General features: G+C 50.5%; 12 protein-coding genes and 1 pseudogene. 8 read left to right on the top strand and 5 right to left on the bottom strand.

The annotated features are described in order from the left end of the window. The first annotated feature begins 170 nt into the window (after positions 1–170). From NKF25_RS14700 to NKF25_RS14685, 4 genes are all read left to right on the top strand, one after another. Positions 171–1,250 carry an extracellular solute-binding protein gene (locus NKF25_RS14700; protein ID WP_253227403.1) on the top strand — a complete coding sequence of 360 codons (1,080 nt, stop codon included), beginning with the start codon at positions 171–173 and terminating at the stop codon, positions 1,248–1,250. 32 nt (positions 1,251–1,282) lie between these two features. Next, positions 1,283–2,353, top strand: coding sequence for a polyamine ABC transporter ATP-binding protein (locus tag NKF25_RS14695; protein ID WP_253227402.1), 1,071 nt, complete (start codon positions 1,283–1,285; stop codon positions 2,351–2,353). After that, the gene (locus NKF25_RS14690) at positions 2,350–3,291 is read left to right on the top strand and encodes an ABC transporter permease (protein WP_253227401.1); all 942 of its coding nucleotides are present in this window, start codon (positions 2,350–2,352) and stop codon (positions 3,289–3,291) included. Before NKF25_RS14695 ends, NKF25_RS14690 begins: the two co-directional genes overlap by 4 nt. Positions 3,292–3,386: 95 nt before the next feature. Next, positions 3,387–4,163, top strand: coding sequence for an ABC transporter permease (locus NKF25_RS14685; RefSeq protein ID WP_253227400.1), 777 nt, complete (start codon positions 3,387–3,389; stop codon positions 4,161–4,163). 308 nt (positions 4,164–4,471) lie between these two features. Here NKF25_RS14685 and NKF25_RS14680 read toward each other — a convergent pair whose 3' ends face one another. The 3 genes from NKF25_RS14680 to NKF25_RS14670 form a co-directional block, all read right to left on the bottom strand. Further along, positions 4,472–4,909 carry a hypothetical protein gene (locus NKF25_RS14680; protein WP_253227399.1) on the bottom strand — a complete coding sequence of 146 codons (438 nt, stop codon included), beginning with the start codon at positions 4,907–4,909 and terminating at the stop codon, positions 4,472–4,474. A 432-nt stretch (positions 4,910–5,341) separates the two neighbouring features. After that, the gene (locus NKF25_RS14675) at positions 5,342–5,839 is read right to left on the bottom strand and encodes a nitroreductase family protein (protein WP_253227398.1); all 498 of its coding nucleotides are present in this window, start codon (positions 5,837–5,839) and stop codon (positions 5,342–5,344) included. A 1,688-nt stretch (positions 5,840–7,527) separates the two neighbouring features. Then, positions 7,528–8,040 carry a hypothetical protein gene (locus NKF25_RS14670; protein WP_253227397.1) on the bottom strand — a complete coding sequence of 171 codons (513 nt, stop codon included), beginning with the start codon at positions 8,038–8,040 and terminating at the stop codon, positions 7,528–7,530. A 45-nt stretch (positions 8,041–8,085) separates the two neighbouring features. Between NKF25_RS14670 and NKF25_RS14665 the strand changes: the two are divergent. Further along, positions 8,086–8,373: pseudogene (locus NKF25_RS14665) on the top strand (TRAM domain-containing protein); the annotation flags it as partial. A 457-nt stretch (positions 8,374–8,830) separates the two neighbouring features. Here NKF25_RS14665 and NKF25_RS14660 read toward each other — a convergent pair. After that, a complete protein-coding gene (locus tag NKF25_RS14660; RefSeq protein WP_253227396.1) occupies positions 8,831–9,481 on the bottom strand; it encodes an HAD family phosphatase in 651 nt (216 codons plus the stop codon). 177 nt (positions 9,482–9,658) lie between these two features. On the opposite strand from NKF25_RS14660, the gene NKF25_RS14655 reads away from it, so the two are divergent. After that, positions 9,659–10,192, top strand: a complete 534-nt coding sequence (locus NKF25_RS14655) for an HTH domain-containing protein (RefSeq protein WP_253227395.1) — start codon at positions 9,659–9,661, stop codon at positions 10,190–10,192. 134 nt (positions 10,193–10,326) lie between these two features. Here the strand turns inward: NKF25_RS14655 and NKF25_RS14650 are convergent, their stop codons facing one another. Continuing rightward, positions 10,327–10,473 (bottom strand): hypothetical protein, encoded by a 147-nt coding sequence (locus tag NKF25_RS14650; protein ID WP_253227394.1) that lies wholly within the window; start codon positions 10,471–10,473, stop codon positions 10,327–10,329. Positions 10,474–11,211: 738 nt separating this feature from the next. Between NKF25_RS14650 and NKF25_RS24480 the strand changes: the two genes are divergently transcribed. Then, positions 11,212–11,436 (top strand): hypothetical protein, encoded by a 225-nt coding sequence (locus NKF25_RS24480; RefSeq protein ID WP_253227393.1) that lies wholly within the window; start codon positions 11,212–11,214, stop codon positions 11,434–11,436. Positions 11,437–11,695: 259 nt separating this feature from the next. Beyond that, a complete protein-coding gene (locus NKF25_RS14640) occupies positions 11,696–12,298 on the top strand; it encodes an ArsR family transcriptional regulator (RefSeq protein ID WP_253227392.1) in 603 nt (200 codons plus the stop codon). Positions 12,299–12,684: the final 386 nt, after the last annotated feature.

The following is a 12,684-nucleotide window of genomic DNA, read 5'->3' as shown; positions in this document are numbered from 1 at the left end:
TCATGAAATCGGAGGGAGAAGATAATGAAATTTTCCTATATATTTGTAACACGAATAAGCATTAGAGTAATAGAATTTTATCCAAAATAGTATCGGCATAAGAAGAGGATGAGGAAATAATATCCGTTTTACCTGGGTTTATATATACCTGTCTGGACCTACTCTATGGTATGGACAAACAAAGCATACTCCGGCGCGAATATCTACGGAGAGCCGGTGCATTCGGTGTTACCATCGGCGGAGCAAGTATGGCAGGGTGCCTCGGAAACGGCGGCGGTGGAGGCAAACCCAAGGCTATCCGGCTAGGTACATGGGGAGGAACCTGGCAAGACCTAATGATAAAAGCCGTCGTCAAACCATACAAAAAAGAGACAGGAATCAACGCCGAGTATGTTTTGGGCGACAACACAGATCGTCTGAACAAGATAATCGCACAGAAGAAGAACCCACCAGTCGACGTCTCCCAACAAGACGGGTCGGGACTTGTTCGAGGGTCGAACGCAGGTCTCTGGCGGAAGTTGGATTCGGATACCGTTCCGATGCTGGACAAAATCCCGGACAACTTCAAGGGAGACGACTGGGTGATGCAGATTTTCGCCGCAAGTGGTCTTCTCTACAACCCGAAAAAGGTGAAATCGAAACCAACTACTTGGGACGCCTATCTGGACCCACAGTACAAAGGGAAAGTTGGGTTGTTCACAGAGGACCCAACTCACGACGTTCTCGCGTTTTCATTGGCGAAGACCGGAGGAAAATCGTTCAAGAACGTCGACAAGGCTTTCGAGATGTATGAAAACGTCGTCAAGAACATGGACCCCGAATATATCACCTCCAGCGAGGAATACGGGAAGATGTTCAGTCAGGAGAAGATCGTTCTCGGTCGGTACTGGTCGGCACGGGCGGCACAGTGGGAAAGCGAGGGCAAACCCGTCACTAGCATCATCCCGAAAAGCGGCGCTATGACGACCAACTTCGGCAACGCGATTCCAAAGAATATCTCGGATGACAAGGCCAAATGGGCGGGGAAATTCATCGACTTCACGCTCCGAAATCAAGCTGCGAAAGTCGTAGCCAAGGAGATGTACTACACGAATCCGAACCCAAAGGCAAAATATCCGGATTCCGTCTCGGAGAAACTTGTCAAATCCGAGGATCTCAAAAAACTGAACGTGCCCGATTTCGACTGGATCGCACAGAATCGTTCGAGTTGGCGTGAACGCGCGAACAAAATCATCAATAAGCACGGATGACCATGAACCGATCAGTCGTTACCTTGTCCGGTGTGACGAAACAGTTCCGAGAAGTAACCGCTGTCAAAGAAATCGATCTCTCGATACGGGACGGCGAACTATTGACGCTCCTCGGCCCGTCCGGTTGTGGGAAGACGACGACGTTACGGATGATTGCAGGCTTTGAGAAAGCGACAGACGGATCCATTGAGATTGACGGGCAACCCGTTACTGGTACACCACCTTACAATCGAGATACGGGGATGGTTTTCCAACAGTACGCTTTATTTCCCCATATGACGGTTGCCGACAACGTTGCATTCGGGCTCGAGATGCAGGGCCGTCCGGCGAACGAAATCGACCAGCGTGTTCGAGACGTGCTTGCCATGGTCCGCCTTGAGGGGCTCGGCAGCCGGTACCCGAGCGAACTATCTGGCGGTCAGCAGCAACGAGTGGCGTTAGCTCGTGCATTGGTTATCGAGCCGTCCGTCCTGTTGCTGGACGAACCGCTGTCTAATCTCGACAAGAAATTGCGTGAGGAGATGCAACTCGAGATACTCAGATTGCATCGGGAACTGGACGTGTCGATGGTCTACGTCACGCACAACCAGGAGGAGGCGTTGACAATATCCGACCGCATGGTCGTAATGAACGAGGGGGAAATCCACCAGATAGGAACACCGGAGGAGGTCTACCAATCGCCGAACGACGAGTTCGTCGCCGATTTTATCGGGAACGCGAATTTGATCAACGGAACGATCGAAACCGTAAATCCGGATGGGTACGCCGTCTCGCTTGAAACAGGGGATCAGGTCCACTTGGGCCAACAGACCAGTGATGTCGCCATGAAAGCTGGACAACCAGTCACCCTCTTGTTTCGACCGGAGAGGTTTAAAATACAATCCTCGTCTGGCAGTAATGGGAAAAACTCCCTCACTGGAACCGTCGTCGAGGCGACGTACCTCGGATCTCGAATCGAATACTTCGTAGAAGTCGGAACGGACCGCCGCCTGCACGTCGCACAGCAAAATTTAGACGGGGGCAATCCGCATTCAGCGGGTGAAGCAATCGATCTGTCTTTCGATCGTGAATCGCCGTTCGTTATCCCGGGAGGAGCTTCATGAGCGACGGAACGGGTACCGGATCCCGCTGGAATTTCGATACACAACGAGTTCCCCTCGTCCACGAACGACTCCGATCGTTTATCCAACGTCACAAGAACGAATCGTATGCGGGTTATCTGCTCGCTGGACCATACCTCGTCTACATGCTACTCCTGTTCTTTCTCCCCATCCTGTACTTATTCGTGGTAAGCTTCTACCACAATAATCCCGTAGCGACGATGGTTCCAGGATTCACGTTCGACAACTACGTCAAGTTCTTTTCCTCCGAACTCTATCGACGAGCGTTATTCGTCACCGTGGAGATAAGCGTCGTCTCAACGCTCTTTACCATCATCGTGAGCTATCCGATTGCCTACTTCATCGTGTTCTCCAACTGGCGCTATTCGAAGGCCCTCGTCCTTCTGGTCATCGCGCCAATGCTCGTCGGCAATGTCGTTCGGGCGTTTGGATGGTTCGCGCTCATGGGCTCGAGCGGAATCATCAATCAATTGCTCGGTGTTTTCGGCGTTCAATATACACTCTTGAACACAAAACCAGGAGTTATTCTCGCGATTTCGTCTGTACTCATGCCCTTCGCGATTCTCATCCTGATGAGCGTCCTCTATACCATCGACCGAGAGCTCATCGAGGCGGCGTTCAACCTGGGGGGGAACCAACTACAGACGTTCCTCTACGTCACGCTTCCGCTCTCCCTTCCGGGCGTTATCGGCGCGACGCTCATCTCGTTCGTCCTGACGATGGGGACGTTTTCGACGGCGGTGTTCATCGGGATGCCACAAGTTCCGATGATCGCACCGTTCATCTACGACGCAGCGACCACGGATTTGAACTGGCCACTCGCTTCGGCGATGTCGTTTATCCTGCTGGCCGTTTCGCTCGTTCTCGTCTACCTCTACACTAAAGTGGCAGACATTCAGGTGGGAGGTGATGCGGTATGAGTAGCGACATCGGTCGTTCACGACGGTTCCGTGCCGCAAAGTTACTCGGGAAGGTCGACCTCTCGAAATCCATCGGTGGGGTTACGCTCTCACAGATGCTCTATACACTGTTGCTGTCGGTCGTGTTCCTCTATCTGCTGATGCCGGTTCTGTTCGCCATTCTCATCAGTTTCAACCCGTCCGACCTCTACGCATTTCCGCCGAATGGTGTGACGTTAAAGTGGTATCAGGCGATTTTCTCTCGATACACGTGGGTGTCCTCGTTCGTCGTCAGTATCCAGTATTCCATTTTCGCGACGATAATCGGCATCCTGCTCAGTTCGGCAACGGCTTATGCCATCGGTCGGTTCGATTTCCGCTTCCGGAACTTGCTTGATGCGGCAACGTTCCTTCCACTGATGATTCCACAGATCATTCTTGGACTGGCACTCCTCCTCACGCTCCAGCACGTTGGCCTTGTGGGGAACCTTCTCGGCCTATCACTTGCGTTAGCGGTGTATACGACACCGTATGCAACCCGAAGTATTCTAGCGGCGATGAATAACTTCGACCGAAGTGCGGAAGAAGCGGCGATGAATCTCGGTGCCGATGAGATTCAAACCTTCATCCGGATTACCTTCCCCTCACTTCTCCCGGGCCTGCTTACGGCTGCGATTTTCTCGTTCGTCGTGAGTTATTCGAATCTACAGATTGCAGTGTTTCTGCAGGGTGCAGGGATGACACCGATTCCAGTGCGAATCTTTGCACAAATGCAGTTCGGTGCGAGTCCAGTTATCGCAGCGGTCTCGACAGTCAACATTGTTATCGTGTTGGTTGCAATTCTCATCGTCGAACGGCTGTTTGGAGCAGCCGAAGCGCTTGGATACACCTAGCCAAGATTTCTACTCCCTCTCACTCATCATCCAATGACGGACGCAAATTCTAGAACGCAATGTGTTTCTACTTATACAATGCTCAACAGAACACCAAACACGTGACAGCGGAAGGGGGAGAGCCAGTACCAGCTACCGCGTCTGTGGTTGAGGATGATTAATCGACTCAATCGAAAATTCTTTCGTACACGAGAAGTTCCTCTAGCGGAGGTATTCGAACAAACTCTTGAACTTGAAATCGCGAACCAGGGGAAATCGCTGTTTTCGGGAAGTACGTGAATGGGGTCGCGACGTTAGTTGCCGGGAAATCATTCGTCGAATGGGCATGGTGTCCCAACCTTGAGATGGCCACACTGGTGATCTGTTGATACTGCCCTTTCACACCGAATACAGTCCTCTGGTAGTGCACAGGCATCATAATAGGCAGTTAGAAACGTACCTCGGAGTATCGGTTTCGTCTCTGTCGTCCCAAGGTCAGCTACTAGAAGATTGTCTTTTGCATTTTCGACAATGATTTCGAAATGAGTCACAAGAGGATCATTTTGTTCTCGGCTACCTTCAAGTGGGTTTCCCTCTACGCAGTACGCACCTCGATCAGAAGGAGCAAATGACTCTGCAAGCGTTTGAAGTTGTGCCTTGAATGGTCGAAGAACTCGCTCGTGCTCATTGTTCATGATTATGTATTTGTCTTCTACTTGAGCAATATCGGAGTCAATACGCTCTAATAGTATCGTTGGTCGGTCCATACAATATTCAATGATAAGTATCGTCCTGAACGTTCATCGAGATCGTTAAAGAATCAATCAAGGGATAATAGTATTCAAGCAGCAATGGAGTATCGACATAGCAGGTCAGCAACATCGATCGCGAGCGGAACCCGATGATCTTACGTTCCGATCGTCGAGTTTTCAGATTATAGGTCCGAAACCAATGATCGTGTACTGGGTACTAGAACAGGGATATTTCGAAATACCCCGTGAAAATGCGCGGGGGAGAACTTGAAAAATGGCAGAAATTTGTCTCTGGTTCAACTGAATGACGCCAAACTTGACTCGATATACTGTCCTACCTTCTCGTCGATAGCCGATTCTCTCTGCCCAAGCGGCGACACCACACCTGCTGTCGCACCACCCAACAACTCCCTGAGGACAGTATGATCAAGGACGAAATCGACTAGCCTATAGCGACTCTCCAAACCGATTCTTCGAGACGACTTCTGCAATCGATCGCCGTCGTTTCGTCCCCATCCCGGACCCTTTGGGATAGCCAAAGCCGACAACAGCTCCGCTGACGAGCTCAAGTGGAATACCAAACTGTCTCTTCAGGGCCTCCTCCTCAATGCCAGTGTAGATACAAGAGCCGACGCCGTGATCCCAAGCTGCAAATTGCATGTGGCTGACTGCACGTCCGACATCGACGCCGGAGGAGGGGTAATCGTCAGTGAGGACAACGACAGCAAAGGCAGCATCCGCGACCCACTTCCCGCTGGTGCTCACCGTAGCCAAATCGTCGAGAGTGTCGCCATCGATCAGAAGAAAGTGCCAGTCCTGGCGGTTTCGACTTGAGGGAGCCAGTCGTGCAGCCTCTAGCACAGCACGTTCGATGTCGTCTGAAACGGGCTTATCAGCGAATTCACGAACTTCGAGTCGATGTTTGACAGTCTCCGTGAGGTCCATACGTATACTCATCGCCGAACATCCATAGCCATTTTTTACGTCAAAATCTATGGACTTTCTCTCCCATCGTCGATATCGAGATCGGGACTGATCTCCTTCACATCGACCGTCATCGTCTCGTGACCGTTCCGGTGAGCCTGTCGGCAATGCGGTCAGCCACCTTCACGGTTTGTCCTTCACCGGTACCGTAAGACGAGGATGGAAGCCATGGTTGTTCAGTTCCACAGAAGATCACAGTATGGATAATCACGTGGGGTCTTTCTACAGCCGTTGAACGCGAACGCGAGCAGGTGGACATTCTCCGGCAATTCTCAAACGAGGTTTTTTCTCATTTCGGAAGATGACAGCGTCGTCAATGACAACGTAGCTCTCCCCGTCAGTACACCCATCCCGAGAGGTGTACCAATCTACCACGAATCAAAACACTACGACACAAACTGACCTAAGCAACTATCGATTACTCTGAAGTGCGTCTTGTTTTGCGATTGGTTTGCGGTTGGAGAGAGGACGGTGATGCGTGAATTGGTTCTGACGACTGTGTCAGTTGCTTCTGCTCACAAGCGAACATGAGAGATACCTAGCTACTGTTCTCTGAGTTGGCGAATGCCACGCAGTCCCGTCGTTTAGCGGATCCCGTAGGTCGGGAAGCGAGTTCGGATTGTCAATCTAGTTTTGTAGATATTTTATATACTAGAGTGTTATTTGTGGAGGAAGCAAATAATTTATGCAATTCTACGTTTGGCAACAACACTAATGAGAGAAAGCTGAATGGTGGATCATACGGGGAACGATGCCTGATGAAACCGAACAAAACGTGCGGAGCGATCATAACCAGGAGCACATTATCGGAGATTGTAGCGGACGGGAAGGTGAGCTATCCATCTCGATCGGTCGAAATCCCGGAAGCTCGTGAACGAGTATGGACGGAGACCGATACTATCCTGACTGAGAGCGAGGAAACAACAATTCCTCGAGGGGATGCAGTCAAATGAAAATTACAGCAATAATTCGGTTCATCCGCCTCGAGAACGACGGCGATCGAAATCGCCACCCCCTCTTGCAGCGACATCGGATGTCTGCCCTCGTTATCGTCTTGCAACTTCTCTTGATCGTGTGTGTCGCTCCTAGTGTCGCAACCGCCGCCACGAAGGACGAACAACGGCTTGGGACCCAGTCGAAGAACCTGGAACGGATCGATGGTGGGACACTCAGCGCTCTTGAAACGGGATTGGCCACCGACTGTGCGCCAACCAACGGTACGAAGACGGGCAATTGCACCGCCACCAAGACGAGCACTTCCAACGAGTGTTATTCAGGTCCGAATAGAACGACGGCTACGCAACCGAATCCCGACGATACCGGTAACAATAGCGCGCCGACCGACCACTCCACTGATTCAGGGGCCACTGTGACTAGCTCATCGAATACACACACTACAATGTCCGAACCAAACACGAAAGCATCGCAAAAAGCGGACCGAGCGAATGCCCGCGGGTTCGGTCTGTTGCCAGACATAAACTCACCGATTATCGCGATAATCGGAATTCTCTGTGTAGTCGGTGGACTGATCGCTCTTGCCCGATAAACTATCCCGCCCTGCTCGGTCTAACGGCTTCGTTGAGGGAGAGATATCCCTGCCTCCAAGACGCGCTTTGCAGAAACCGAAGTGGTTCACAGGCCGAAACGTTTCAAACGAAAATACAAGGTAACACAATGAGATCCGATTCGATACAAAAATTGTTGATCGTCGCCGGAATACTGCTGTTCATCTCGGGTATTGGGTTTGCGTTTCTCAACTCGGGATTCGGCGATTTCGGTGACAGTTCACCTTCGGAAAAGTCGCAGAATACAACGCAGCCACCAGCGAGTACGACACCCACGAAATCGAATGCGACGTTGACGGAAAAATCGAGTACGAGTAGCACGACGACTTCAACATCATCACCAACAGCTTCTGCTACAACATCACCATCGACACCGACGACTAGTACAACAACTACAACATCATCTTCAACAACTACGACTACAACACTATCCTCAACAACTACGAGTAGCACGACGACTACCACATCATCACCAACGACTACGACTTCAACACCGTCCTCGACAACTACCACATCACCTCCAACTACGAGTAACACGACAACTACCACATCATCGCCAACAACTACCACTACAGCACCATCCTCGACAACTACCACATCACCCCCAACAACCACGACTAGCACGGGAACCGGAATTACGTTTTGACATCCTCCCCCGCCCTGAAGGGCGAGGATTCCCGACCGCGTTGGGATATTAAGGTTCGCGGTTCACTCACCTCCCAGTCAACAGATGAAGACAGCTCAGACCCAAACACGGACGAATCTGACGGCTTGCTTGAACCAGCCGTCGAGGAAGGAGAGCGACGGAGTGTTGAAATCAACGACCTAGGAGAACAAGGGGACGGAATCGCTAGTGTTGAACGCGGCTACATTATTATCGTTCCCGACACGGAACCCCAGGAACGAGTAACGGTTGAAGTCACGTCTGTGATAGTCACTGGCCGACGTACTCACGCTTATTCCAATATGAGTAATCGAGCATCAGAGCAAACGACGAGAAGAATACGGTACTCACAACGACTCGAAAATACCGACGAGACTCCAAAACCAGCCGAAGTCCCTTTGAATGGGAAACGGGATTGGCTTTCTATCGAAATCGAACAATAGGCTACGCTACAACATACAACTCACCGATCAAAACACTAATTTTAGTGGACATTGTGAGTAATATTGTCGGGTGGTGATTTCACAAGCGATTGGGAGAGAAACGACCCGACAAGCGTGGGTATTAGGAGACCATTCACCCACCACTCACCCACGTTTTGCCATCGCGAACCGAGTATTTTAGATTCCACACCCTACTGCGAAGACAAGTGATTGATGTAGAGATCCATCGATAAAATAAGATTCAACGGTGTTGTTACTGACGACGTAGGCTGAAATAGTCCTACGAAAGGAAGTCGAAGATGGTTCGCCGAAGCTCGGCTGGTGAGTTGGCAACAACGTCAGTGTGGTCAGTCGCCTGAACGGAAGCGCCATGGCAAAACCGGATTACAGTGCTGCCTGCTTGGGCGGCGGCGCGAACACCATTGACAGAGTCTTCAATAACAAGGCATGTAGAGGGAGAGACATCGAGCTCGGCAGCTGCATGCTCGTAGATGAAGGGTTCTGGCTTACCAGGCAAATCGATATGTTCAGCACTCACCAGTACATCGATTGGCGCCAAATCAAAGCGCTCGATAACCGTTTTGATCCAGTCGGCTGGTGCTGACGAGACGATTCCGACGTTAACGTCCCGGTCACGAAGCGTCGCAAAGAACTCTGGAATTCCAGGAGTCATTGATACTTGTTCGCCATACACTGTCTCGGCAGCTCGTTCGAACTGTCGTGCATAATGCCCGGGAGCAGCCGAAAGCCCATAGGTGGCTGCAAGGTCTTCGAGACTCTCACGGAAATTACGACCATTCACGTCTTCAAGAGTAGGATTACCAGTTTTGGTATGAGGAAAAATCTGGCTACGCCAGAACTGCTGCCAAAACGATTCTGAATCGACGAGGACGCCATCCATATCAAATAGGACAGACTGAACCTGAGACATACTATAGATCACCCGTCCCCAAGATAAGCCGATTTCGGCACCAGTTGTCGTAGACAAGAAGTGAACAAATGCCACTCGATCAAAGTATGTAGAAAACAGCCGAAGCAAAAAAAATGATATCTGAAAGCAATTTGTAGAAAGGACGGGTTTATCCTCCAGCAACCTGGACACCATACTATGTCATCAATAGAGCTAACCTCAAGTCAGAAAACGATCCTGACTGCACTTGTCAACCTCCATGGTGAGAGTGAAGGCACAATTAAGGGCGAAGACATTGCAGACGAAGTTGATCGGAATGCAGGGACGATTCGCAACCAGATGCAATCGCTGAAAGCACTCCAACTCGTCGAAGGTGTTCCGGGTCCAAAAGGTGGATACAAGCCAACTGCAACGGCGTATAACGCCCTGGACATACAAACCCTCGACGAGGCCGCTGAAGTGCCACTCTTCCGCAACGGTGACTCCGTAGAGGACACGACCGTCGAAAAGATTTCCTTGAGTAGTGTTCATCACCCAGAACTCTGTCGTGCCGAAATCCATATTCAGGGATTGCTAACTGATTTCCATACCGGTGATACAGTACGTGTTGGACCGACACCACTCTCGGATTTAGTTATCGAAGGCCAACTCGACAACAAGGACGATACCAACAATATCCTAATTCTCAAGATTCAAGCAATGGAAGCATCGAGTGAAAACTCGGCCCATTAGTGGTGATCACTCCGACTTCCAAATCAGCAGCATATTTATTTTACAACTCATCAAACTCACAACTCACCCACATCCCAGTCACCGACCATCTGAGCACGTCGCCGTCGACGTAGTCGATTTTGTACACCATCGCCTCATCCCTGATCGTTCAAATCGTCCTCTATGTGATCGAGTCGCTCCTCCAAATCGTCGATTTGCAGTTGCTGTTCAAGCAACATCGAGATGAGAATTGGCGTCTCGACGAACAATGGCTTGTGAACCGTGCTAGGATCAGTATGCAAGTACGCATACTCAAGGAGGCGATCGAATACTTCCTGATCCGTCGGTCGAAGTGCTCGGCGATACGCATCCCATCTAGACTCGATGTGGCTGCTTTGCATCATTGCAGGTAATCACGACTACCGAGAGTCCCTTAGGCAAGCCAGGGCCGCTTCCAAATATACCAATAGAGGAAATCAGAGTGAGTACTGTTCATGCTGGCTACCACTCTGAAGCCAGATCTGATATTCTGTTACCGTCAGTTTGGAGCGAATCAGTACGTCTCTCTCCAGAACGTTCTCTACGGGATGAGCCTCAAAAAGTCCAGTAGGACCGGTCGTCAGCAGCCCGATCGAATCCTTTCCGATTGTATTTTCCGAAACCTCAGTTGCCACCAACGCTCATTGGGAGAAAGGTAAGGAAAGCCGTTGGCAGGGCTCTCACAACCAGCCAGACCGTCAGCGCCGCATGATGGCGTCGGGAAGTTGCGCTGGCCAGGTGTGAGAGCGCAATTGGACCATCGGACGGAGGCATAAAACGCGTACCGGTAACACAAATGCAGATTGTAGTAACTTACATTCGCAGTCGCTGGTATCAGGTTGCATGTCCCGACAACTGCTCAATTTTGAAACAAAAGATGACCATCTGAACTCTATAAGTTATAGATTCTATTTTCAATGGTTATATAGTGATAATGGAGAACCTCAAGAGTAGCTATGCAGAACTCTTATGTACCTACGACCCATTTAATAGAATAGATTGTGACAGAATATTATGATCTCATTCTCGGCTTGATCCCACTCGCATTGATTGGTGTTACCGGCGCAGTCAGTGCTGCTGGGCTTTCGATGACAGCTGCAGTTCCTGTCGGTGCAACTGTTTCCGTCCTCCTCATCGGGCATGCACTATTCGTGAATGGCCCCGTCGATATTTCTCCAGAATCGACATCAGTTGCTCCCACTCCCCAGACAAACTCGGCTGACTAAGTGCGCATCCCTGCGGTCTAGTTTTCGGCATGAATACTCGCAACCTGCTTGGAGGGCAGCATGAGATCAGCAAAAACTCATGCTTGGCTGATTAATCTCAACAGACAAGGCATCGAATGAGACCGAGTTAGTACATTATATTAATCATCGTTCTGCTACTTGATGCCTAAGAGGACCATATATGGTTCGTAGTATGACGACTATAGTAGTGAGTTAACAAATCTTTTTGGTCTAGTAGACTAATAGAGTAGTGAGTATCATGAGTGACTCTCCACGGGACTTAGCATCGGAGTGGGAAACCGAACTCGAGGGTCGGACGACTGTCGAGAAGGTCTACGAAGTGCTCCTCCAGTTGAACGATCCACTTCGGGTCTCCGAGATCGCAGACCGAGCAGGAGTGGCGCCAGATACCGCACGGAAATATCTGGAGTTCCTTGGAGAGATGGGAGTCGCGAAGAAGCTCGGCAATGAGCCGGTGACGTATGGTCGGAACGACTCGTACCTCGAATGGCGGAATATCGATCGCCTGCAACGAGAGTACACCATCGAGGAGCTAAACGATCGACTATCGGAACTCAGTGACACTATCTCGTCGTTCCAAGAGACCTATGAGGCCGAAACGCCTGATGAAGTCGTCCCGCAGGAGCACGGCTACGAGAGGCTCGATGAGACGATGGATGATCTTCGACAGTGGAACGCAGCGTGTGAAGAAGTCGATAGGCTCGTCGAGGCACTCGGACATGGCACACCAAGCGCACAAACGGAGACGGTGAAAATTTCGGATATGGTTCAGTTCTTCCAGCAGCTGCAGTCCAACCAATTGAATTCTTCTGCAGACACACGTTCAGAAAACCACTCCTAATCAGATAGATGGGAAGTCGCCGAACAAGGAGATTCTGCGAAGAGTTGCACGGAAGCTTGGGAATATAAGTCTCGTTACGCAGGTCAACACGTTTCCACCAAACAAACCAGCGACCGTCGAGGTCGTCTTTGATGCAACTGCGTATCCGGAGCATATCTCACGTGTGTATGTCGATATCGAGCTACAGTTCAATGGCAATTTCCACATCCACTATGTGGAAAGGTGGGAAGATGGCCGGAAAGAGTGTCGCTGGGATAGTCACGAAAATCCCCATAACGCTCGCGATCACTACCACCCGTTTCCAGCAGCAACCACTGATGATGCAGTAGATCGGCAGTATCCCAACGACTTCTTTGATGTAATTGGAGAGGTTATCACGGATATTC

This window comes from Haladaptatus sp. AB643, from assembly GCF_024136975.1.
In the GTDB taxonomy this organism is placed as follows: domain Archaea; phylum Halobacteriota; class Halobacteria; order Halobacteriales; family Haladaptataceae; genus Haladaptatus.
The sequence above is the reverse complement of the archived record's forward strand: the minus strand, read 5'-3'. Positions and strand labels throughout refer to the sequence as shown.